Source organism: Paenibacillus xylanexedens (genome assembly GCF_007680605.1).
Taxonomy (GTDB): Bacteria; Bacillota; Bacilli; order Paenibacillales; family Paenibacillaceae; genus Paenibacillus; species Paenibacillus xylanexedens_B.
This window is the reverse complement of sequence record NZ_VEIO01000002.1, coordinates 493567-516296: the sequence shown is the minus strand read 5'-3', so window position 1 is coordinate 516296 and position 22730 is coordinate 493567. Positions and strand designations below refer to the sequence as shown.

The 22730-nt window shown below is 47.3% G+C and carries 23 protein-coding genes; 6 read left to right on the top strand and 17 right to left on the bottom strand.

The window, feature by feature from the left end; genetic code table 11:
- Positions 1-480: 480 nt before the first annotated feature.
- The 9 genes from FS818_RS16855 to FS818_RS16815 all read right to left on the bottom strand — a co-directional run bounded on the left by FS818_RS16855 (position 481) and on the right by FS818_RS16815 (position 6812).
- Positions 481-2040 carry a 2-isopropylmalate synthase gene (locus tag FS818_RS16855; protein WP_145333288.1) on the bottom strand — a complete coding sequence of 520 codons (1560 nt, stop codon included), beginning with the start codon at positions 2038-2040 and terminating at the stop codon, positions 481-483.
- Between the two features lie 86 nt (positions 2041-2126).
- Complete coding sequence (locus tag FS818_RS29625; RefSeq protein ID WP_145333287.1) at positions 2127-2357, bottom strand: hypothetical protein; 231 nt, start codon at positions 2355-2357, stop codon at positions 2127-2129.
- Between the two features lie 221 nt (positions 2358-2578).
- Complete coding sequence (locus FS818_RS29620; protein WP_145333286.1) at positions 2579-2770, bottom strand: hypothetical protein; 192 nt, start codon at positions 2768-2770, stop codon at positions 2579-2581.
- 355 nt (positions 2771-3125) lie between these two features.
- Positions 3126-4184: a tRNA (adenosine(37)-N6)-threonylcarbamoyltransferase complex transferase subunit TsaD gene (gene tsaD / locus FS818_RS16840; RefSeq protein WP_145333285.1), complete on the bottom strand. Its 1059-nt coding sequence runs from the start codon at positions 4182-4184 to the stop codon at positions 3126-3128.
- Positions 4181-4702 carry a ribosomal protein S18-alanine N-acetyltransferase gene (gene rimI / locus FS818_RS16835; RefSeq protein ID WP_145333284.1) on the bottom strand — a complete coding sequence of 174 codons (522 nt, stop codon included), beginning with the start codon at positions 4700-4702 and terminating at the stop codon, positions 4181-4183. The genes tsaD and rimI overlap by 4 nt, the downstream gene beginning before the upstream one ends.
- Positions 4703-4719: 17 nt before the next feature.
- Positions 4720-5586 carry a tRNA (adenosine(37)-N6)-threonylcarbamoyltransferase complex dimerization subunit type 1 TsaB gene (gene tsaB / locus FS818_RS16830; protein ID WP_260984445.1) on the bottom strand — a complete coding sequence of 289 codons (867 nt, stop codon included), beginning with the start codon at positions 5584-5586 and terminating at the stop codon, positions 4720-4722.
- A gap of 8 nt (positions 5587-5594) precedes the next feature.
- Positions 5595-6080 (bottom strand): tRNA (adenosine(37)-N6)-threonylcarbamoyltransferase complex ATPase subunit type 1 TsaE, encoded by a 486-nt coding sequence (tsaE, locus tag FS818_RS16825; protein WP_145333282.1) that lies wholly within the window; start codon positions 6078-6080, stop codon positions 5595-5597.
- A gap of 251 nt (positions 6081-6331) precedes the next feature.
- Positions 6332-6508, bottom strand: a complete 177-nt coding sequence (locus FS818_RS16820; protein ID WP_145333503.1) for an H-type small acid-soluble spore protein — start codon at positions 6506-6508, stop codon at positions 6332-6334.
- Positions 6509-6512: 4 nt separating this feature from the next.
- Positions 6513-6812: a hypothetical protein gene (locus tag FS818_RS16815; protein ID WP_090918228.1), complete on the bottom strand. Its 300-nt coding sequence runs from the start codon at positions 6810-6812 to the stop codon at positions 6513-6515.
- 176 nt (positions 6813-6988) lie between these two features.
- Here FS818_RS16815 and ku point away from each other — a divergent pair, with 176 nt between their 5' ends.
- From ku to ligD, 5 genes are all read left to right on the top strand, one after another.
- Positions 6989-7903, top strand: a complete 915-nt coding sequence (gene ku / locus FS818_RS16810) for a non-homologous end joining protein Ku (RefSeq protein ID WP_145333281.1) — start codon at positions 6989-6991, stop codon at positions 7901-7903.
- Between the two features lie 530 nt (positions 7904-8433).
- On the top strand, positions 8434-9303 hold the full coding sequence (locus tag FS818_RS16805; RefSeq protein WP_145333280.1) for a VOC family protein: 870 nt from the start codon (positions 8434-8436) through the stop codon (positions 9301-9303).
- A 240-nt stretch (positions 9304-9543) separates the two neighbouring features.
- Positions 9544-10641 carry a GerAB/ArcD/ProY family transporter gene (locus FS818_RS16800; protein ID WP_145333279.1) on the top strand — a complete coding sequence of 366 codons (1098 nt, stop codon included), beginning with the start codon at positions 9544-9546 and terminating at the stop codon, positions 10639-10641.
- Positions 10642-10713: 72 nt separating this feature from the next.
- The gene (locus FS818_RS16795) at positions 10714-11673 is read left to right on the top strand and encodes an ATP-dependent DNA ligase (RefSeq protein WP_145333278.1); all 960 of its coding nucleotides are present in this window, start codon (positions 10714-10716) and stop codon (positions 11671-11673) included.
- A 13-nt stretch (positions 11674-11686) separates the two neighbouring features.
- Positions 11687-12577, top strand: coding sequence for a non-homologous end-joining DNA ligase (ligD, locus tag FS818_RS16790; protein WP_145333277.1), 891 nt, complete (start codon positions 11687-11689; stop codon positions 12575-12577).
- A gap of 104 nt (positions 12578-12681) precedes the next feature.
- Here ligD and FS818_RS16785 read toward each other — a convergent pair whose 3' ends face one another.
- Both FS818_RS16785 and cls read right to left on the bottom strand, forming a co-directional pair.
- The gene (locus tag FS818_RS16785) at positions 12682-13593 is read right to left on the bottom strand and encodes a YitT family protein (RefSeq protein WP_145333276.1); all 912 of its coding nucleotides are present in this window, start codon (positions 13591-13593) and stop codon (positions 12682-12684) included.
- Between the two features lie 353 nt (positions 13594-13946).
- Complete coding sequence (cls, locus tag FS818_RS16780) at positions 13947-15386, bottom strand: cardiolipin synthase (RefSeq protein ID WP_145333275.1); 1440 nt, start codon at positions 15384-15386, stop codon at positions 13947-13949.
- A gap of 319 nt (positions 15387-15705) precedes the next feature.
- Between cls and FS818_RS16775 the strand changes: the two genes are divergently transcribed.
- A complete protein-coding gene (locus tag FS818_RS16775) occupies positions 15706-17058 on the top strand; it encodes a hemolysin family protein (protein ID WP_145333274.1) in 1353 nt (450 codons plus the stop codon).
- 78 nt (positions 17059-17136) lie between these two features.
- Here the strand turns inward: FS818_RS16775 and FS818_RS16770 are convergent, their stop codons facing one another.
- The 6 genes from FS818_RS16770 to FS818_RS16745 all read right to left on the bottom strand — a co-directional run bounded on the left by FS818_RS16770 (position 17137) and on the right by FS818_RS16745 (position 22721).
- Positions 17137-18210 (bottom strand): AI-2E family transporter, encoded by a 1074-nt coding sequence (locus FS818_RS16770; RefSeq protein WP_260989896.1) that lies wholly within the window; start codon positions 18208-18210, stop codon positions 17137-17139.
- Between the two features lie 130 nt (positions 18211-18340).
- Positions 18341-19132: an ABC transporter permease gene (locus FS818_RS16765; protein WP_145333272.1), complete on the bottom strand. Its 792-nt coding sequence runs from the start codon at positions 19130-19132 to the stop codon at positions 18341-18343.
- Positions 19125-20036 (bottom strand): ABC transporter ATP-binding protein, encoded by a 912-nt coding sequence (locus FS818_RS16760; protein WP_145333271.1) that lies wholly within the window; start codon positions 20034-20036, stop codon positions 19125-19127. Before FS818_RS16760 ends, FS818_RS16765 begins: the two co-directional genes overlap by 8 nt.
- Positions 20037-20610: 574 nt before the next feature.
- Positions 20611-21123, bottom strand: a complete 513-nt coding sequence (locus FS818_RS16755; RefSeq protein ID WP_145333270.1) for a hypothetical protein — start codon at positions 21121-21123, stop codon at positions 20611-20613.
- A gap of 94 nt (positions 21124-21217) precedes the next feature.
- The gene (locus tag FS818_RS16750) at positions 21218-21697 is read right to left on the bottom strand and encodes a VanZ family protein (RefSeq protein ID WP_145411995.1); all 480 of its coding nucleotides are present in this window, start codon (positions 21695-21697) and stop codon (positions 21218-21220) included.
- A gap of 106 nt (positions 21698-21803) precedes the next feature.
- Positions 21804-22721, bottom strand: a complete 918-nt coding sequence (locus FS818_RS16745) for an LCP family glycopolymer transferase (protein ID WP_145333268.1) — start codon at positions 22719-22721, stop codon at positions 21804-21806.
- Positions 22722-22730: the final 9 nt, after the last annotated feature.

The following is a 22730-nucleotide window of genomic DNA, read 5'->3' as shown; positions in this document are numbered from 1 at the left end:
AATGCCTATGGATTACGTAAAATAAATTTTGGAAGCCCCCCTTTTTCTTATCCACAACAATGAGTAACATTTCACAACCCTTTTCATGTAATCAAACGTTGGTAGAATAAGCTTTTGATGTAAAAACCATATTTATCCACCGTTTTATCCACATTATCCACAATATTGTTGGTAACTCAGATGCATTCTATCCCCTGCGAACCGCATGTTTCGAAAACACTCGTTGCAGGACTTCACCTTAGTTACCCACAAATTATACTGGATATGTGGATAACTATAGTCACACCTTGACAAATCCAGTTATCACTAAATGGCCCTTCATCTATGCATTCCTCCGTATTTCAATCGGCAAGCGAGCGTGTTCCTACTCTGCTCATATCATTAAAAACAGAAAAAGGGTTCCGTTCCGCCCAAACCATGGCGGGAAGGAACCCTTTTTAGCTCTATTTTGCTAAATCATATTCATATCTCTAAGGCACCTTAATGTACAGACACCTCTTCACTATCCGCAACAGTTTCCGCTTTAAGTCCAGCTGCATTACATGCCGCAACGTAAGCCAAACCTGCAGCCATGACAATATCATGATGTGTTGCGGTCCCCCTGAACTCTCGTCCGGCACGTTCTACCGTGATCACGGCTTCCGCGCTGGCTCCTTCTCCCCCACTCAAGGCATGCATCTCCATATCAACAAACGTAATGTCATCTGAGATACACTGCCCGATAGCCTGGATCGTCGCATCTACAGGACCTTTGCCTACGGCAGAGTAGGACTGTTCCCCTGCACTCGTACGAATACGGACCGCAGCCATGCGGTCTGTCATGCTACCTGCCGTCACTTGCAGCTCAACCAATTCATAGTCCTGTGCCGGAATATTCATCGTTTGGCTTACCATTTGCAACAACTGGTCATCACTTACCACTTTTTGCTGATCTGCGGTAACTTTGAACACTTCGTACAGTTGTTCCATTTGTTGCTCATCCGGTTCAAATCCGTATTTGCGCACCCGATCCTTCAGAGCGTGACGACCGGAATGTTTTCCCAAAATAATCATACTGCGCGGAATGCCCAGTGCTTCCGGGTCCATAATCTCATACGTATTGCGGTTTTTCAGCAAACCGTCCTGATGGATGCCCGACTCATGCTGGAATGCGTTACGCCCAACAACCGGTTTGTTGTAAGCAATCGGGAAATGCATGGCCCGGCTAATCTGGCGAGATGTCTCATACAGCTGATTCAACTTGATGTTAGTTGTTGCTCCGATCACATCTCCGCGTGTTTCCAGCGCCATAATCAGTTCCTCTAACGCACAATTCCCTGTCCGTTCCCCAATCCCGTTAATCGTCACTTCAATCTGGGAAGCACCATTCGCAATGGCAGCCAGACTGTTTGCCACGGCAAGTCCCAGATCGTTATGGCAGTGGGCACTATAGCGAACTTTATCACCGCCCCTTGCCCCTTCACGTACGCGTCGGAACATCTCCCCATACTCATGCGGCAGCGCATAACCAACGGTATCCGGCAGATTAATGATACTTGCCCCTGCCTCAATCGCCACTTCAATCATTTCAATCAGATCATCCATCTTGGTACGCGCAGCGTCCATCGCTGTGAACTCCACGGTATCCGTAAACTGGCGCGCATAGGAGACCATCTCCCGAGCCGTTGCCACCACTTCACTGCGTGGACGGCGTAGCTGATGCTCAATATGAATGTCAGAGGAGGATATAAACAGGTGGATTCGTCGCCGGGCCGCATCTGCTGTAGCCTTCACCGCAGCATCGATATCGCCTTTGACCGCACGCGCAAATCCGCAGATTTCCACCTGCTGCAATTGTCTTGAGATCGCCTGAACCGCCTCAAACTCCCCTGGACTGGAGATAGGGAATCCAGGCTCAATGACGTCAATGCCAAGCGCCGCCAGCTGGTGAGCCAGCTCTATTTTCTGCTCAGGATGCAGGCTGGCTCCGGGTGCTTGCTCTCCATCTCGCAGCGTTGTATCAAAAATATCAATCATGCGTTTGTTCGGATTGGTTGTCATATTCATTAACCTCCATTAATTTTGGGATATCGGTTCGGTTATGTTTGGTTTGTGAAAAAGTTATGTTCAATGTGATGTGCGATGGTTCAAAGTGTACGTCGACTTACACCCTGAACAACTGTTGTTCCAGATTTCCTGATCAGACCTGCATCCATATGGTTGTTCCCTTTCGCCCACCCTGCTGCCGGCAGCAAAAACAAATAACCCGCCATCTCATCAAAGAGACGGCGGGTTATTCTCCCCTCCGCGGTACCACTCTCGCTTGATGGCTCAGCCTGCACTGACACCATCCACCTCGTGTTCTCCAAAAAGTCCATTAGACTTCAACCTAACTACGGCGAAACCGTAACATTTCAGAGAAACACCCTGTAACGGGGGTTAGCCGTTGCTATGTACACATGAGTTGACACCTTCTCGTTTAGCGACGAGTATGCTCAACCTCTGCTCATGTTTCCAAAGCTCTGTTCCCGGGCGAGATTCAAACGATTCCGGCCACTGCGTCGCACCACCCCGCAGCTCTCTGAGCACCTTTGCTGTTCTACTGCTCCCGTTCATTACGTTTGTTGATATGATATTCATTGTTCATATTGATCAAAAAATAAAAATCAAAAAAGCCTGCCTTCTCCTGCATAATGCAAGAGACGACAGGCTGTTCACCTTCGCGGTACCACTCTTGTTGACCCCAAGCCTGTTCGAATAACTGCTTGAAAGTCCCCTTAGTATTGTCCATCGATCTCTACACTTCGTATTAGCGTAACGGAAGTTGTCTCCGTTTCGTTCTACTCTGCTTCGACCCGAGCACAATGGCCCTTTCACGGAGGCAACCCGTAACGATATACTGTCGGCTGGCTTCAGCCCTCGGCCTGTTTCTTGGTAGCCGTGTTCCATCGTTCCGCTTCCAGGTGAGTTTCAGGTTTCCTTCGGCTGCGTTGCACCATCCCGCAGCTCTCTAATGACCCGGAGTGACCTTACTGTTCCTGTTCATCGCGTTTTTCAGTTCAGGAGATAATTCCTGTTTAAATTTGTAACTAATATACATTCTTCACAAACCGATGTCAACCATTCATTTCAAAAAAGAGAGAACTTTACACTTCGGTCTGAACCGACCAGGCTTCCAGAGAAAGTCCCGGGTCCGCCTTCGCGTCAAAATTAGTCCCCTCGCCGCGAATCCATTTCAGATGCGCCGCCGCACCGATCATCGCTGCATTATCCGTACAATATTCCATTGGCGGAATGACGAGCTCCAGCCCTTCTTTCGCACAGCGCTCCTGCAAAGCTGTCCGCAAACCGCGATTCGCTGCAACCCCGCCACACAGAAGTAACTGACGAGAGCCATATTCACGAACAGCACGTACCGCTTTTTCCACAAGCACTTCAACGACTGCTTCCTGAAAACCGCGTGCCACCGCAGACGGCTCTAATGTTTCGCCGCGCATCTTGGCCTGATTCAGTGCATTGAGGACAGCTGATTTCAATCCGCTGAGACTGAAGTCATATGAGCCTGCTTCAAGCCATACTCGTGGCAATGGAACAACATCCTCCGCTTCGGATGCCATCCGGTCAACATGCGGCCCTCCCGGATAAGGACAACCGAGAGCCCGAGCCACTTTGTCATACGCTTCACCGACGGCATCGTCCCGTGTGCGGCCGATCAGCTTGAATTTCCCCTCGGACTCCAAATGTACAAGCTCGGTATGCCCGCCTGATACGACAAGAGCCATCGCCGGATATTGCAATTCACGCACAAGGCGATTTGCGTAAATATGACCGGCAATATGATGGGTGCCGATCAGCGGTTTGCCCAGAGCCATCGCAAACGTCTTCGCTGCTACGATACCCACCAGCAGTGCGCCGACCAATCCAGGTCCCTGCGTAACCGCAATCGCACTCAGATCACGCGGGCGAATGCCAGACTGCTCGATCGCTTGCTCCAGCATCAGTGTGATGACTTCAACATGCTTGCGTGAAGCTACCTCGGGTACAACTCCGCCAAACGCTTTATGTGTCTCGATCTGACTAGAGATGAGATTGGATAGCACTTCACGTCCATCTTTGACCACAGCTACCGATGTTTCATCACAGCTTGTCTCTACCGCCAGAATATAGGATGGAGTTCCGCCCTGATTATTTATTAGATCATTCATGAATCCACTACGCTTCCTTCCTCTTCGCCGCTCCGGCCTGCAGGCGGAAGCACCGCCCACATGATCATTGCATCCTCTCCGTTATCAGAGTAATACCCTTTGCGCAGACCTGCCGATTCAAACCCTTTTTTCTGATACAAATTCTGAGCCACGACATTCGACACCCGAACCTCCAGTGTCATTCGCTCCATGCCAAGATAGGCCGCTGTCTTCATTAGCTCGTCCAGCAATTTTTCGCCCAGCTTGCGGCCCTGGTATGCTTTTCTCACTGCGATATTAGTAATATGCGCCTCGTCCATAATGGTCCACATGCCCGCATATCCAATGGCAGTCCCGTCCAGCTCCATGACCATATATTTAGCAAAATGATTATGCTTCAATTCATTGTGAAATGCCTCTTCCGTCCAAGGGAGGGTAAATGCTTCATGCTCAATCTCCATCACGTCAGGGATATCTGCCACCGTCATGAGTCTGAACTGAAACATGGTCTCCTGTCCTTCATTCGCTACGTTGTCCATACGCTCTCCCTCTCCCTTCAGCCTTTGCGCAGCAGGTTGGCTTCGGCTTCGGACAGCTGGGTGTAGTTCGGCACCAGGGCATGTACGTCATCACGCTGACCTGCAAGCAGCGCTTCGGCGCCGAGGCGCCCAATCCAGCGGCCTTCCAGCTCATACGGTACGAGCTGGAGCGCCGTTCCTGCGGGGCAGCGAAGCTCTGCCGCTGCTACCGCATGTTGGCCCGTCTCGCCGACGATCCAGACGGCAACGGGCCGCTCTTCCGGCGCCGCCTCCGCCAGGCGGGCGGCGAGCTCTTCCAGCCATCCGTTCACTTGACGGATGGCATCCGGCGCCAGCCGGCGGGGTGCATCGCCGCCGGCGGAGGCGAACAGCGCGGTATAGGCTTGACCGCGCCGCGCATCCACGAGCGGAACGATCCAGTGGACAGGGGCGGCACCGGTGCCGCCCTGGTCCGCGGATGGCGTTCCGCCAGCCCCGGCTGCGGCATCATCTGCCGCAGCTTGCGCCTTGGCGGCGAGGCCGCTGTGCCAGCCGCCCCAGGCGAGGGCCTGCAGGCTGGACACCCCGGCAACGGGGATGTCCCACGCCCAGGCCAGCGTCTTTGCCGCGGTCACCGCAATGCGGATGCCCGTGTATGAGCCTGGCCCAATGCCGACGGCAATCCCGTCCAGTTGGCCTGGCTTCGTGCCGCTGGCCCCGAGCAATTGCTCCATCACAGGCACGACGTGCACCGAGTGATTACGCTCTGCTCGCTCATTGCGCTCTTCCAGTAGCGAACGCTCCTCCATCACCGCTGCGGCCATCACCGCGGTAGATGTGTCCAACACCAAAAACCGCTGACGCGGCTTTTCCTGCAACTCTTCGTTCGTCCCTTCTTTTCCCAAACCCTGTATCATCCTATAACTCCATTCTGTCTGAACTGTCGGCATAGCTCGGCATATCCCTCACCATACCCATCCAGTGTTATCGTTCGATCTTCCATGCCTGTGGTTTCGATCTGCACATGAAGATGCTCTTCGGGTAACAACTCGGGAATAATGCTGGACCATTCCACCAGACTGACTCCCGTACCATAAAAATATTCTTCAAGACCCAGCTCGTCCGCTTCTTCCAACGAAATGCGATACACATCCATATGATATAGCGGCAATCGCCCCTCGTATTCCTTGATCAGCGTGAAGGTTGGACTGCTTACCACATCTCTTACGCCCAAATGCCAGGCAAACTTCTGAGAAAAAGCCGTTTTACCCGCTCCCAAATCGCCGTCCAGTGCAATGACCATGCCAGCTTGTGCCTGCACCGCAAGTGCAGCAGCAAGCGTTTCTGTATCTGCAATGCTGTGGGAATGATACACCCACTGTTCATGCGTCTGATTCAATATACGTCCCACCTTTGACGGTCTTCCGTCTGAGTTCACTTTGAACCTTATTATATCGGTCCCTTTCCTTGCCCGCAACATCGAAGGGACATGCTGGAAAGGTTGGGCTTTATAACTATCTTTTTGCGTAATCACATACAGGATTCTAACTAAAAAAACCGATACCTTCCGGTATCGGCCGCACTTTCATTGATTTCAAGAATGTCCTCGCTTCTCTTTTACCATCCGTACTTGTCACAATTTTATAGTTGCTACTCTTCCAGACGATCCACTCGCACCGTTTGGGTGTTTCCTGGTCTGCTTCCCACTTGTACCGTTGCCATACCATTGGCCTCATCCACACTTTCAATCCAGACAGGCTCACCTTCAAGCGTCACCGCGATTGTATCTTTGGAATTATAAATGGCTTTGGCCCGCTTCGTATCCATCATACTATTCGTAGTCTCCTTCCGGGTCATCATTGTGGTCCTCTTGCACAATCGTATCTGTCGTACTATCCCCAATATAACCGTTATCCTCTGTAACCTGACCGCCGCCTAAACCTTCATTCACCATACGATCGATATCCAGCATAAAAGATTCCCGATCAAGCGGCAGCTTCTCCGAAGTCACCGCTTCCCAATTCACATCTGCTGCCGGCGTATAAAACTCTTCTGCACTCTCGGCATCCTCCAGAGGATAGGGCGTAAACGTGTGCTTGTGCGCCTCTTCCTCATCTCGCCTGTTCTTCATCTGGCACCTCCCCATCATGTTTCTGTTATCATCCCCGACTCTTGCAGAACCATACAACATGCTGCATCCTCATCCGGAAACTCCAATCCACCATAACAATCAAGGGTTTACGACTATCCCTTACAACAGCTGCCCATACTATTAACAAAAAAAGAAATTCGAAAGGAGTCGCTCTTATGCACACGGTCTGGAAAGGCGCGATCAGTTTTGGTCTCGTGCATGTCCCTGTCAAAATGTTCTCGGCTACCGAAGACAAAGATATCTCCATGCGTTACATTCATAACGTTTGCGGAAGCCCGCTCGCTTATGTACGTCAGTGCCCCTCCTGTGAGGTCGAAGTCAAATGGGAAGAGATTACCAAAGGGTATGAATATGAAAAGGGCAAATTTGTTCTTTTCGAAAAAGAAGAACTTGAGGCCTTAAACGAGTCCAGCAGCAAAACCATTACCATTCTGGATTTTGTGGATTTGACTGAAATTGACCCGATCTATTTTCAAAAAACGTATTACCTCTCTCCTGATCAGGCTGGTGGTAATGCCTATCAGCTTCTCATGAACGCCATGCGGGATACGGGGAAAATAGGCATTGCTAAAATCTCCATTCGCTCCAAAAGCAGTCTCGCCGCCATCCGTGTTCTGGAGGACTGTTTGTCGATGGAAACTATTTTTTACCCGGATGAGATCCGTCCCGTGTCACAGGTACCTAACCTCCCTGAAGTTCAAAATGTAAACGAAAAAGAACTCACGATGGCCAAACTGCTAATTGACCAGCTTTCGACTCCGTTTGAACCGGGTAAATATACGGACGATTATCGGGCAAAGCTACTCGACCTCATTCAACACAAGGTTGCTGGGGAGGAGATCAAGATTGCTCCAGCCAAACCGGAAGCTAATGTGATGGATCTTATGGCTGCCCTCCAAGCAAGTATCGAAGCCGTCAAGCCGATTCCTTCAGACCCTGGAACATCCACGGCTAAACCTAAAAAACGCGCTCCGCGCAAAACAACTGCCCAGGCTGCTGCCGGAGGAGAAACCGATGCTCCCCCTGCTGCACCGAAACGCAAAAAAGCCCCAGCTAAACCAAAAGCGTAATTGTACTGGTGAAGTAGAATGGGTGTAAGGACTATTCGTTTTTATTCCCTAGCCTCTCATGTCATATGGGCTTGTATGTCCTATCGCGTCGTTTACTCTGTGACATATCTTCCTCCCCTCATGGTCGAGGCCCCTGCTTGTGTCTAACGGACCGGACGTAATTGGGTCAACCTGATCCAAAGACTCCCGTATCGGTTCGTTAGCACGTGTTGGAGGCACTATGTATAATCATCCTCTTTATGACCACCATCGGCTTACCACTTCGATCCTTCCAGATCACATAGACCTCTGTGACCATACCGAAGAAAGAATTTCGTCTAAGTTATTGACTAAAAACAGTAAAAATTTTATATTAACTTATGAAAAGTAACTTATTTATATTTATAAAGTGATTTAATCCATTATCAAGTTAATATTGTTCAAAGTTCTTAGCTCTGCTTCGATATGCACCATGTTCCATTAAATGGTATTCGCACATTATAATTTTTGATTTGTTCACGATGAGAAACCACAATAAGGAGGAAATAACTATGAGTACTACTTATCAAATTCCGGCCACAACCCATCTAGGTGAAGTCAGTCTCAAAATTAGCAATCTGGATCGATCCATCCAGTTTTATACGGACGTTGTTGGCCTCACACTGCTGACACGCCAAGATCATATCGCCACAATGACAGCGGACGGAAAGAACGTCCTTCTTCGTCTTGAAGAAGTGAGCAACAGCATCACTTTGCCTGAGCGTTCCCACGCAGGCTTGTACCACTTTGCCATTCTGCTGCCTGACCGCAAGTCGCTTGGACTTGCCATTCGTAATCTGGTCGCATCCGGGATTGAGATTGGTCAAGGAGATCACCTGGTAAGCGAAGCTTTCTATATTTCAGACCCCGATCTGAACGGAATTGAGATTTACGCGGACCGTCCTCGTGATACTTGGAAACGGGATGCTGACAATAATTATGTCATGGCAAGCGATCCAGTGGATGTACAGAGCTTGTTTGATTTGTCGGCAAATGAGACTTGGGACGGTCTGCCAGCTGGCACTGTTATCGGTCATGTTCACTTCCACGTTCGCAGTCTGGAAGAAGCCCGCAGCTTCTACTCCGGTATTCTCGGATTCGATATTGTAGGCAACTTCGCCAACATGTCAGCACTGTTTGTGTCTGCCGGAGGGTACCATCACCATCTGGGGCTGAATATCTGGGCTGGTGTGAATGCTCCAATTAATCCTGCCAATGCTACGGGAATTGACTATTTCACCATTGTGTATGCCCGTAACCAAGAAGTTGAGCTGGCCGCTGAACGTTTACGCCAGGCAGGCGTTGAAGTACGCCGGGATGGTGATTCATGGTATGCGGCAGACCCTCAGAACATACGCATCCGCCTAATTGCAGAAGAATAAAGCTAATTATTGTTTACTTTAGACTTAAGCCGTTGCCCTTCAATTGCTCAGATGTCTTGATTTTCCGCTTCCTTCTTATGACCAAACTTGTAATTGCAAAAAAAGTCTGTCCCTGGTGCCTCCAAAGCTTCCTTAGGAGAACAAGCGGTCAGGCTTTTTTAATATGTCACTGATAAAACCGCAAATATTGGTACATCCTAACCAGACTCAAACATTGCCAGACAAAGGAGAATTTATGGAATGATTGAAAAGGGACGTTTGACCGTCAGGCAGCTAGGTTCGCTGATGTTCCTTTGCACAATCGGTGAGCAGATCCTCTTTTTCCCAACGATGATCACCTCCTATGCTCAGCAAGATGCCTGGATTTCTTCCTTACTTGGCTTATTGGGCGGAATAGTTATACTGCTCATCATGCTTGCTGTATATCGCTTGGATCCGCGTCTGAATTTGATTGAGCATGTATTGCGTATATTGGGGCCTTGGATCGGTGCGGTGATCAGCGTGTTCTATATTTTTTATTTTTTGATCAGTACGTCGACATTCATCCGGGAAATGGGAGATTTTTTGGCAACCGACATTCTAAGAAATTCACCGCTGTGGATTCTGCATTTAACATTCATTATTGCGCTTGCTTGGGGACTGCGATCAGGGCTACCTAATATCGGCAGGTCGGCTGAAGTCCTGCTGCCTCTCGTTTTCCTGTTTTTGATTATTCTCACCCTATGCCTACTCCCCAAGGCAGAGCTCGACAATATAAAACCCATTCTTGGTCGGGGATTGCTTGATCCTTTCAAAGGCTTTATCGCTGTACTTACATATCCGTACTGTGAACTATGTATTTTCATGATGTTATTGCCTTACACGGAGCAGCGCTCTCATCTGAAAAGAGATTTTTTGCTCATGGGTATGATTGGCGGATTAATGCTGACGCTAATACTGAGTATGTGTTTGCTTATTATGGGGCCGTTTATGACACAGCATTATTGGTTTACGTCGTTTAATCTGTCCCGTTTGATTAACATCGGCAACTTCTTGCAACGGATTGAAGCGATCATGGCTTCCGTATGGGTTATCGCTGTATTTTTCAAAAGTGTGCTCTTTTTTTACGGCTTTGTGCTTGGGCTTGCTCACCTGTTTCGCTTGTCCAGCTATCGGAATCTAATCTTACCGGCAGCATTCCTTATTTTATCGTGCTCGATCCTGATCGCTCCAAATGAAACATTTTATCTGAAAGTGGTCATCCCCTACTGGATTGACTGGGATTTAACCTGCGGTATTTTTCTCCCGTTGTTGCTAATTCTGATCCACCATATAAAGCATAAGCTGCAAAAACATTAACGCCTTCCACGCATTCTATATATATCATCCTGATATAAGGCTGTGTGGCTGGTTTAAGGAAAGGAGTAACACATGATCAAACCTGTTATTCCGTTTGAACCTGTATCCCGAGATACTTTACCCACAGGCTCCGAGTGGATAGCCCAGATCAAATGGGATGGTGTGCGCATGCTCGCCTATGAGAACGGGCAAGAGTTACGGCTGGTCAATCGCAGGTTACATGACCGGACGACCCAGTATCCAGAACTAGTGGGGCCGCGCAATCTATGCGAGGGCAACTCTTACATTTTGGACGGTGAGATCATCGCGCTCGATCCGGACACAGGACGTCCCTCCTTTTATCATGTCCTTCGCCGGGATCGCATGAGCAAGCCGGATAACATTGCTCAAGCTAAACAGCAGATACCGATAACTTATATGGTTTTTGACATTCTATATTACGATGGAAAGTGGGTCACAGATCTGACACTATCCGCTCGTCAGCATTTACTTCACCAAGTGTTACATACCAGCAATCATGTTCAGGAAGTAACTAACTCCACGGATGCATCTACTTTGCTAAGCGTTATGAGGCAACATCAGATGGAAGGCATCGTCTGCAAGGATCTCACCAGCACCTACGGGATCGGTAGCAAGGACCCACGCTGGCAGAAGGTGAAGATTATGCATGATCTGTACGCCATGATCGGGGGCGTCACGTATCGCGATGGGATCGTCAACGCCGTTGCGATTGGCGTATATGACGGGCCTCATTTTATCTATATTGGTCATGTAGGAACAGGGAAGTTGAACATTAATCGCTGGCGGGAACTCACTTCACAGGTGCAGCCACTTATCATAAAGGATAGGCCGTTCCATAACATTCCTGAGCGTAGCGCAGAGACAACTTGGGTACAACCAAAGATTGGACTTAAGGTGCAGTATATGGAACTGACGCATCATCGCACACTGAGACATCCTAGCATCCAAACCTTTGCAGAAGTGACACGGGAGGACTGCCCGGCGAGCCAGCTGCGGCATGAATTTCAGTAAAAGGAGGTGCACAATGCCACACAAAATCAAAGGCTCCATCATGATTGAGGGCGTAGAACTCACGGTTACGAATCCAGACAAGCTGTTATGGCCAGAAGCAGGGATAACCAAAGCCATCTATCTGCAAAAGCTGGCTGCCCTGGCCCCATATCTGTTAACCTACACACGTAACCGTTTGTTAACAACCATTCGATACCCTCATGGCGCTGGCGATACGTTCTTTTATCAAAAAAATGCTCCGGAGCCCGTGCCTGATTTCGTTCATACACAGGATCATGAAGGTATACGGTATATTGTCATGAACGGGCTACCTGAACTTCTCTGGTTAGGAAATTTGGCCGCACTTGAATTCCATCCTTCACTTCATGCGATCCACAGTACCCTACCCTGTGAATGGATGATTGATCTCGACCCTTCGATGGAGCACGAGCCGCGGATCATGCAGGCCGCCTTGATTGTTGGTGAAACATTGTCCTCTCTCGGATTGCAATCCGTTCCCAAGACCTCTGGCGCCACAGGTGTTCAAATTATTGTGCCGATTACTCCGGGTGTAACATTCGATGAACTGCGCGATATCGGTCATTTTGTAGGTAAATATGTCACGCAAAAACATCCTGATTTGTTTACGCTGGAACGGCTCAAAAAAGATCGGGGCGATCGAATTTACTTTGATTATCTCCAGCATTATGGCGGCAAAACATTGGCTGCTCCCTATACCCCTCGCGCCAAGCCACAGGGAACCGTCTCCACTCCCCTGACTTGGGATGAGGTCCGTCGTGATGTCTCTATTCAGGATTATCACCTCATGAATATTATTGAACGTCTGACAACCGTTGGCGACCTGATTGCAGCCGTGCCTCCGCAGCCTATGGAGCTGATTCTGAAACATCTCAAGAAAAAATAGCCGATATCCGGTGATTCAGGATATCGGCTTATTAGTATAGTAGAAAAATATTTCTTCCTCTAGTTGTTTAATAACCCTTGTGTCATATCGAGCAGAAAGTTCCGCTAATGGATGCCTTTTTTCTTGAAGCGTCCGCCCTTCACATCGTGAATGTTACCGATAGCCACAAAAGCTTGCGGATCCCAGTCCTCAACAATGGACTTCAGCTTGGCTTCTTCCAGACGAGTGATGACAACAAAAATGATCTTTTTCTCATCCCCGCTGAATCCGCCTTCTCCGTCCAGATACGTTACACCACGTCCGAGACGATCTGTCAACGCGGAACCGATATCGCGATACTTCTCACTGATGATCCAGACCGACTTGGACTGATCCAGTCCTTCATTCACGATATCAATCATCTTCATGGCAATATAATAGGCAATCATCGAGTACAAAGCGTTCGGCCAGCCGAATACGAATCCAGCACCCGCGAAAATAAATACGTTAATAATCAATACGATCTGTCCCACAGACAGCGGTGATTTCTCGCTAAACAGAATAGCAACGATCTCTGTACCATCCAGCGAACCACCTGAACGAATAACGAGACCTACCCCCACACCCAGGATCAATCCGCCGAATACAGCACCCAGAAGTGGTTCACCGGGTGTTAGTGCCGGAACTTTGTGCAGTAGGGACGTGCCGATAGACATCACGACGATCCCCAGCAAAGTAGATAACGCAAAGGTCTTACCGATCTGCTTGTAACCAAGGATTAGAAAAGGCATATTGAGCAAAGTCAGAAATATCCCCAGCGGCAGATGTGTAAGCTCTGAAACCATAATCGAGATCCCCGTGATACCGCCGTCGATGACGCCGTTTGGCACGAGGAATACTTCAAGCGATACGGCCATGAGCACAGCACCGATCAGGATCATTACAATACGTTGCAGAAATTTCAGCGTAAACACCGAGCTTTTGACGCCGCGGTCGGCTTGCTTGGCCGTTAATTCTTTCACCGTTACATTGGACATGGTATCCCCCCCCGTAAAATCAGAATGTGAATCCATTTTATATATCCATTAAATTACTCCACGGGGAAGCTCCATGTAGAAAACGAGCCAAACTGTATTCTTCATGTACTTTAACCCAACATCATACGGGCATCTAAAGGCGATATAAAATAGATTCAAGATGTACTGCTTGCCGGATCACACTTCCAAAAGAGAGCAAAAGGGAGCCTGTTTCCCCAGACTCCCCTCCTTCGTCACGACATGATTTATATAACTATTATATCATAAAAGATCAAATTGGAGCAAAATACTTAGCAAAAAGAAGATAAATTCAAATAAAGTGAATTTATCTTCGGAAATCTGCCCTAAATCGGCTAAAGAAGCGGAGAAAGCATGCGAGAAAGCATTTCTGCCCCTTTTTGCAGACGTGAGCGATGTTGGAATTCGAAGGTATCTATCTGGCTGCACTCCTCTAGGTCACGTTCAAAATCATGCATCAGACGATGAATCGCAGAGCTTTCAAACAATACAGCGGTCAATTCAAAATTATAAAAGAAACTGCGCATGTCCATGTTGGCCGTCCCTACTGTCGCCAGCAGTTCATCGACAATCATCACTTTTGCATGTACAAAACCTTTGCGGTATTGATAAAATTTCACCCCGGCACGTAGCAACTCTTCAACATAAGAAAGAGATGCCAGATGCACTAACCGTGAATCGGACTGATACGGAATAACAATTCGCACATCTACTCCACTGACCGCAGCGGTCTTTAGAGCCTCGTAAAGAGCTGGATCAGGAATGAAATACGGTGTTGTAATATATATCCGTTCACAGGCTACTGAGATCGCCCCAAAACACATCTCCTGAATGGCGTCCCAATCTTGATCAGGTCCGCTCCCTAGAATCTGGATTCGTTCTCCGCCGCTGCAAATATGAGGTGGAAACAACTCTCCGAGCTGCGGCTCCATAATCCGTTTTCCGGAGGCCAGTTTCCAGTCGTTAAGAAACGTGCTTTGCAGGAAATAGACAGCATCTCCTTCAATCTGCACATGGGTGTCTCGCCAAAATCCGACCTCCGGGTATTGACCCAGATAGTCATCTCCGACGTTAATACCGCCGACAAAACCAACCTTCCCGTCCACAACTACAATTTTACGGTGGTTTCGGTAATTGACTCTGCGATCAATGGTAGCAATGAGCGGTGGCAGAAAAAAGTGAAACTCAACACCCGCATCCTGAAGCTTGCGGATAAAACTCCAGCTCAGGTTATGACTGCCAAGCCCGTCGCAGATGAACCTGACTTTAACTCCCTCCTGCGCTTTACGAATCATCATCTGTTGAAAGCGAGTACCGATCACATCATCTCTGAAAATATAGAACTCGACATGCAGATGGTGCTTCGCCTTTTCCATCTCTCTCAGCATAGCCGCAAAAGCCTCTTCCCCATTGGTCAGCACTTTACTCCGGTTACATCCCGTAATCGGGCTCTCGGACAAATGCGATAACAAATTGAATAAACGGTGCTGGTGATTATATCGATCCCCTGGCATTTGGGAAACCTCTTCTATAATGTGCGCCTGTTTCCAGATTGTTTCGCGCATCTCCCTGAAGATGCGCGACCCACCCTTTCGCAGTTTTTTGCGTTTACTATAGTCCTGGGCCACGAAATAATACACAACAAATCCGATTAAGGGCACGCAAAACAAGATGAACAGCCAAGCCACTGCTTTGGCCGGATTGCGGAACTCCAGCACGAGAATCGTAGCCGCTTGAAAGATAAAAACAAGTAAAATAACGACCAGCCAGAACATGCGGCCTCCCCCTTAATACATACGCTCTAATATTTTTATGATCAGTTTTGTAAAATTCCGTTATCTCGCTCACTAGCTTTGCCTTGCTTCATTCTAACCAGCTTTGACGATATTGTTCCCAGCTAATCATAGATACCCAATGTAGACCACAATCGTAACGAATACTTAGATAAAACTTTACATAACCTAACTTCAACACTGTTTTGCATAAATCCCTTTCCAGACTCTTCCTCTTTTCTTCCGGCAAAGGTGGTCTTCTTACGTAAAATTAGATATAATACTCGTTAAAACTTATTACATAAAAGGAGAAGAGTAGTGAATGGACAGTGAGAGGTATGCGTTAAATTTGGTTTTGGTTGCATTATTGATAGGGTTATCGGCATTTTTTGTGGCAGTGGAGTTCGCTCTGGTACGGGTTCGTCCAAGCCGAATTGATCAAATGATTGCAGAAGGGAACAAACGGGCGCTCGCTGTGAAACAGGCCGTCGCTAACCTGGACGGATATCTGTCTGCTTGTCAGCTCGGGATTACGATTACGTCTCTCGGACTAGGCTGGCTCGGTGAACCCACGGTAGAGAAAATCCTTCACCCGGTGTTCGAAAGCATGAGTATCCCGGATGCACTCGCTTCATTCTTGTCATTTGTCATTGCCTTTGTTGCGATCACCTATTTACACGTTGTTGTGGGTGAGCTTGCACCCAAAACGATAGCGATTCGTAAAGCCGAGACTGTCGCCCTGCTGACGTCTGGCCCTATCATCTGGTTTAACCGAGTGATGTATCCTTTTATCTGGCTGTTAAACGGCTCTGCGAACCAACTGGTCAAATTGTTTGGCATCAAGCCTGCTTCAGAACATGAAGAAGCGCACTCCGAAGAAGAGCTCCAGATCATTATTAATGAGAGCTTTGAGAGCGGGAAAATCAATCAGGCGGAATTTGGGTATGTTAGCCGAATTTTTGCATTTGATGAGATGTTAGCCAAAGAGATCATGGTTCCCCGGACTGATATGGTCTGCCTTTATCTAAATAAAACGAACGAGGAAAATCTCGAAATTATTCGTGAAGAGCAATACACCCGTTTTCCAGTCGTTAATGAGAGCAAAGACGACATTATCGGTATCATTAATACGAAACAATTTTTCTTAGAACTATATGGTAATGATGAACCTGTCGACCTGTCTTCCCTCATTCAGCCCGTTTCGGCTGTTCATGAGACAACTCCGGTTAAAGATTTGCTCAAAAAAATGCAGAAGGATGGCGTGCATATTGCTGTTCTCGTCGATGAGTATGGGGGCACTTCGGGTATAGTAACGATCGAAGACGTACTCGAGCAGATTGTTGGTGAGATTCGCGATGAGTTCGATGCAGACGAAGAAGAAGAAATTCAGATTGTGAATGAGCATTATATCATCATGGATGGTAAGGTTTCGCTGTCCAAGGTCAACGATATGTTCACGGCTTCGCTTGATGCGGACGAGTGGGATACGATTGGTGGATGGCTATACAGCCACCGTCCGGAGATGAACGAACAGGAAGAGTATGAATATGAGAACCTGACCTTTGTCCTGCTGGAAAAAGATAAAAATCGCTTCTACAAGGTCGCGATCGTCCCGAAAGAACCCCTGAACATGTCAGACTACACCGATGAAGACGAGAAAGAAACAAACGTTTGATTAAAAGGTCTGTCCTCCGTCACTTCTGACGAGGATAGACCTTTTCTCTATACTGACAGGTGAAGCATCCCAAACTCATCAGGAAACTGCTCGATCTTCAACAATCCGGTTCTGGATCTTCCGAAATATAATCTTAAGTATCATGTATAGCGGAATGATAATAATCATTCCTAGAATGTTACCCAGGTCGGCTCCAACGAGCAGCAGGATCACCGTGGTCAACGGATGGATATCAAGTTGCTTGCCATAGACATACGGGGAGATCAGATTATCCTGAATTTGCTGTGCAACAACGATAATGATCAGAGACCAGAGCGCCATGGAAGGCGAGTCGATAAAAGCAACGATCACAACAGGAATTGCAGCCAGCAATGCTCCCACATAAGGGATGAAGTTAAGAATAATGGATACAACTGTCAACAACAATGCATAAGGCAAGCCAATGATAAGGAAGCCAATAAACATAAGAATACCTAGCGCAACATTAACGATAACCCGGCCCACAATATAATTGCTCAGAGCTTCATCAATTTCATGAACCGTTTCTTCGCCGTCTTTCCGATAATGTCTCGGCAACAACAGCGTCAAGTTGGTTCCGAATTTGCTGCCTTCCTTGAGCATGTAATAGAGCATAATCGGAAATGTTGCCAAAATAATGACCAGGTTGGACACGACGGAAAACAGACCAGAGACATAATCCGTAACCTGCGTAATCCCCTGACTTAAATACTCGGACAATCTGGTAAACAAGTCCGAATTCTCAGGCAGGTAACGGGCAAGAAAACGATTGTTTTCCAGTGCTTTAATCTGCTCTACAAGAGATGAAACAAGCTTAGGTGTATTTTCGATAAAATTCCATAACTGCTCCCGCAGGGAAGGCCACACGAGAACGCTGAATCCTGCAATGAGGAGTCCCACAGCCACATAAATAATCAGGACAGACAGTGCCCTTTTTATTTTATGCCGTTCCATGAAGTCCACGAGCGGACGCAACAGATAGTAGAAAAATCCTGCGATCAGGAGCGGGATAATAATGATATGAACCAGCGAAGTGAGAGGGCGGAAAATAAAGTTGACTTTATCCCCCAAATACACGATCAGCAACAGTAAAATAATTGCCGTGCATATGCGGTAAAATTTGTTGTTAATCAAGAAACATGATCCCTCCATGCGCTGCCCTGCCAAAGTGACTGCGACGATAATATGATTCTAACATTACAATACCAGTATGTACCCTGAATAGACAGCTATGCCTCACGAAAACACAAAAAAGAGGCAGGAATTAACCTGCCACATCTCTTTTGTTGAACACAACCCATGATATCGCCATAAAGATGACGTAGTATACAGCGAGAACGGCCAAGGAGAACCCCAGAGTCATCCCATCACTCGGACCATTGATTAAACCCATATCGGATGAAGCGTTCATATATTTGCTCAGATCCATATTGTTGAACAAAACGTATTTGGCCCATTCATAACGATCTGGATTGAAGATTAGCGAAAAAATGTTTTGCGTGAACATAATGAACAGAGACAGACCAATCGCAAGCGCACCCGAACGAAATACAGACGATACCATAAATGCAATTGCGAGTGTAATAAACAGATCGATATACAGATATCCCCATCTCGTAAACGCATTAGCTGCCATTATACTGCTCTCCACCGGAGCATCATGAGAGAACAGAACATACGAGCTGAGCATCGCCATACCAATGACCAGTAAAGTGCTCAATATACTGAAGCCGACTACAGTCAGATATTTGGAAGCTAGAATCTTGCTGCGTGACCACGGACGGATCAACAGCAGTTTAATAGTTCCCCATGTAAACTCACCCGCTACCGATTCCGCTGCAATGACCACACAAAAAATCGTATTCAGGAAAAATGCGATCTGAACCGTTGTAACCGCCGGCTGCCAATAAAAAGCGTCACTCGACCCCATACCTTCCCTCATTAACACGGGCATTAACAACGAGATTAGGGCAAGAATAGCTAACATGACCCAGGTACGCACACGACGGAATACCTTCATATTTTCATTCAGCAACAGATTGCCGAAACTACCCAATACCGCCACCTCCAGTCACTTGCAAAAATTGATCTTCCAGCGTTCGAGTCACGTTGCGAATGCCGTAAACCTGTACGCCTTCACGAACCAGCTTGGCATTAATTTCAGGAATCTGTTCCCTTGAGAGAGACAGCACGATAACATTCCCCCGAATGGTTGCCTCGCCCTCCAGCAGCTGAATAGCACGTTCCGCATCATTCACTTCAAATGCAACTTCGATTAAAGCATCTGAACCTTGCTCATCTCGCAAATTGCGAACATCAATCAGTTTACCGTTCTGAATGATAGCCACGGTGTCACACATCAATTCCATCTCGGACAAGAGGTGACTTGATACGAAAACTGTAATTCCCTCTTCACGGGTGAGAAGACGCAGATAGTCTCTAAGCTCCCTTATGCCTTGAGGGTCGAGACCATTCGTTGGCTCATCCAGTACAAGCAGCTTGGGTCTATGTAATATAGCCTGCGCGACACCAAGGCGCTGACGCATACCCAAAGAATAGGTTTTAACTTTGTCGTGAATACGAGCTGTCAGGCCTACACGTTCAATGGTCTCCGCAATACGTTCCTTGGTAACACCAGGTGACATGCGGGCAAAATGCACCAGATTCTGATACCCGGTCAGAAACTTGTACATTTCCGGATTTTCTACGATCGCCCCCACCTGGGCTATGGCCTGTTCAAACTCATTCTTCACACTGTGTCCGGAAATGAAGATATCTCCTTTACTAATGGACATCAGACCTACCATCATTCGAATGGTTGTTGTTTTCCCCGCGCCATTCGGTCCTAAAAAACCAAAAACCTGCCCCGGAGAAATATCCAGGGTCAGGTCGCTGACCAATGATCGGGAGGAAATGATTTTACTGACGCCTTGAAGTCGGACGACCGGCTCCTGCTGCATTCAATCCTCTCCTTCATGTACGGGCTTACTTCATGCCCGTTTCTCATATGAGCATAGTGTATCATAATCTTTAGTATATTGTCCTGCAAACTGGGACTTACCTTCTCGTTTTGACTCAACTACACACGCCTCACAGCATCCAAGTGGCATTTCACTCCGGTAAAATCCAGTACGAAACACGTGATTGCCTCCATTGCCCTCTGGCTTCTGGGCGGCGTCTCTAGCGACCGACACAATCATCCCACAACTGACACAGTAAAAGCGGCCCGTTTCATTCAATGGAATACCTTCCCCTCACAGGGAGTCTCTAGTCCCTGTTATTTGTCGTTAGACGCTGAAAATTGATACATTTTGTATCCTAATTCGTAATTTACTTGACACCGGGACTATTGTCAAGCTTTTTAAGCATGGATTTAGGTTGAAAATTCAAAAAAACGCTATAAATGCGACAAAAGTCTCGCATTTATAGCGCTTGATCAAGGACTAATGATACAAAACGGTATACTCAACCTCCATTTACATTACATTATATGTAATATTTATTTCTCATCCTGATATTGTATCCTATCATGCATCACGATGAAGTTTCAGTGTTGTGTTTCCTATCATCCGGGTAGTACCATAACAGCGTCCACTGCTTACCATCCTGTACAAGGTAACAGATCTGCACAAGATCAAACTTCCCAAAGGTTCCGGAATACGTTTGTATAACTTTGATTTTGTATGCTTCGGGAAAGGGCTTCACGCCCTGAACGATCTCCACATCAAACTCCCGCTCTGGCGGCTCCATCTCCAGTTCAAACGTCTGCACACCAAAATGCTGCATAAAAATGTGAGCTCTATTCTGCACATAGGCACTCTTCGGAAATCGCTCTTTCATTAAAGGATGAAAAAGCTCCCAGGAGCTTCCGAAGTCACCCGTTTGCTCGTATTTGTAAAACTCTTCTGCCACAGCAGCAGCCTCTGCAGGCGCATCTGCACGAAACAGTGCAGGTACACTCCTGATAATCAGCCACAGCAAAAGCACTACAAATAAAATAAGTCCGCTTTTTTTGAACAGTGCATTACGGTTTCTTCTTCTTAGCATCATTCAGCCCCCTTGTCCTGCCTACCCCATATGTATGATGGTTTGCAAACAAGTAGAAGCTATGCCTGGACTACACACTGCATTTCCTGGGAAATCAATGATGTCTCCTACCCAGCAAAGCTCGAATTCCTGTATAAACCGCGATGCCGCAACTTCCGCCAATCAAGTCTACACCGACATCCCAGATTGAACTCGTACGATTGGGGCTGAACTGTTGGATATACTCGTCAATGGAGGCAATCACTGCAACGAACATCAGCGCCAACGTAATACAAGTTATGCCTCTCACCCGTTTGTAACGCAGACTGCCATAGATTAATACTGCGAGTACAGCGTAGATTAATAGATGCGCAGTCTTGCGAAAGAGGAATTCTACAAAAGCATAAGGCCTTTCTTTTAGTGAATACTCGTGCCCATTATAAAACAGGTGCACATCGGGCAATGTAACCCCGATGTGCACCTGTTTGGTCAAACGTTGAAGCCATGGCTGAATATTTTGTTGTTGATAGGATTGGGAAGACATCAGCCAGATTATCGCAATCCAGACCCCTGCCAGCATTAGCCAAAACAACATTTTATACGAACGATTCTTCCGTTGATATTTCTGTTTTCTTGTTTCTCTTCCCTCCGCATTCAGCAATGTTTTCACCACTTTCCTTGCTGTTTCACGAACGTTGCCCTTACTGTTCTAGGTGCTGCGTCAGTAATCCGTGAATGCGCTCCTTTTCCTCTTGATCTACAATAAAATAATAAATACCGTTGATTTTCTCGCCTTTTCCCTTGATCTCAACTGTATCGATTTCTTCCAGGTCGCTACGATAATCCAGAAGCAGTTCTTTCATCTCATCAAATGTCAGATCTGTTCTGACATGTGTACCCAGCTCATCTAACATATTTTGAAGGTGAAGCACACTGGAGAATTGCATCGTATTTTTGAGCATCTGCTTCAGGACCTCTCGCTGACGATCATTCCTTCCCAAGTCACCCTTCGGATCATCATAACGCATTCTGGAGAACCCGAGAGCAGCGACACCATCCAGATGAATGTTTCCCTGCTCATAACGTTTACCCTCATAGTCAAAGGCAAACGGGTTGTTTACATCCACACCCCCAACAAGATCAATGATTTTGGAGAACCCCTCCATATCTACTTTCATATAATAGTGAATGGGAATTCCCAAAAATTGTTCAACTGTTGCAAGAGACATATCCACGCCCCCAAAGGCGTAAGCGTGATTGATTTTGTCTTCGGTGTTGCGTCCTACAATTTCCGTTCGTGTATCTCGCGGAATATTAAACATCAGCACTTTCTTTTTCCCCGGATTCACACTTAGAACAATCATCGTATCTGAACGTCCTCGATCATTCTGGCGCTCATCCACCCCCAGGATCAAGGCATTAAAGGGCTCTTTACGATTGAGTTCAACCTGGAGTCCGCCCTTGGCATCGGTTACCGAAACAGGCTTTACGGGATTACGAGGCTCATAAATCTGATCAGCGGTTGATTTAACCGATTGATAGAGATAGATCGCATAACCAAATACAACGATGATCAAAAGGGAAACGATCCAAGCCGTCCATTTCATCCACTTTTTCATGGGGATCTT

Coding starts and splice junctions, on each gene's coding strand:
- FS818_RS29625 (WP_145333287.1), bottom strand. CDS start 2,357: ATGGACTTTTTGGAGAACACGAGGTGGATGGTGTCAGTGCAGGCTGAG.
- FS818_RS16805 (WP_145333280.1), top strand. CDS start 8,434: ATGAGTACTACTTATCAAATTCCGGCCACAACCCATCTAGGTGAAGTC.
- ku (WP_145333281.1), top strand. CDS start 6,989: ATGCACACGGTCTGGAAAGGCGCGATCAGTTTTGGTCTCGTGCATGTC.
- FS818_RS16775 (WP_145333274.1), top strand. CDS start 15,706: ATGGACAGTGAGAGGTATGCGTTAAATTTGGTTTTGGTTGCATTATTG.
- FS818_RS16745 (WP_145333268.1), bottom strand. CDS start 22,721: ATGAAAAAGTGGATGAAATGGACGGCTTGGATCGTTTCCCTTTTGATC.
- FS818_RS16750 (WP_145411995.1), bottom strand. CDS start 21,697: ATGTTGTTTTGGCTAATGCTGGCAGGGGTCTGGATTGCGATAATCTGG.
- tsaD (WP_145333285.1), bottom strand. CDS start 4,184: ATGAATGATCTAATAAATAATCAGGGCGGAACTCCATCCTATATTCTG.
- ligD (WP_145333277.1), top strand. CDS start 11,687: ATGCCACACAAAATCAAAGGCTCCATCATGATTGAGGGCGTAGAACTC.
- FS818_RS29620 (WP_145333286.1), bottom strand. CDS start 2,770: ATGGACAATACTAAGGGGACTTTCAAGCAGTTATTCGAACAGGCTTGG.
- FS818_RS16795 (WP_145333278.1), top strand. CDS start 10,714: ATGATCAAACCTGTTATTCCGTTTGAACCTGTATCCCGAGATACTTTA.
- FS818_RS16755 (WP_145333270.1), bottom strand. CDS start 21,123: ATGCTAAGAAGAAGAAACCGTAATGCACTGTTCAAAAAAAGCGGACTT.
- FS818_RS16815 (WP_090918228.1), bottom strand. CDS start 6,812: ATGAAGAACAGGCGAGATGAGGAAGAGGCGCACAAGCACACGTTTACG.
- FS818_RS16785 (WP_145333276.1), bottom strand. CDS start 13,593: ATGTCCAATGTAACGGTGAAAGAATTAACGGCCAAGCAAGCCGACCGC.
- FS818_RS16820 (WP_145333503.1), bottom strand. CDS start 6,508: ATGGATACGAAGCGGGCCAAAGCCATTTATAATTCCAAAGATACAATC.
- FS818_RS16800 (WP_145333279.1), top strand. CDS start 9,544: ATGATTGAAAAGGGACGTTTGACCGTCAGGCAGCTAGGTTCGCTGATG.
- cls (WP_145333275.1), bottom strand. CDS start 15,386: ATGTTCTGGCTGGTCGTTATTTTACTTGTTTTTATCTTTCAAGCGGCT.
- rimI (WP_145333284.1), bottom strand. CDS start 4,702: ATGGACAACGTAGCGAATGAAGGACAGGAGACCATGTTTCAGTTCAGA.
- FS818_RS16760 (WP_145333271.1), bottom strand. CDS start 20,036: ATGCAGCAGGAGCCGGTCGTCCGACTTCAAGGCGTCAGTAAAATCATT.
- FS818_RS16855 (WP_145333288.1), bottom strand. CDS start 2,040: ATGACAACCAATCCGAACAAACGCATGATTGATATTTTTGATACAACG.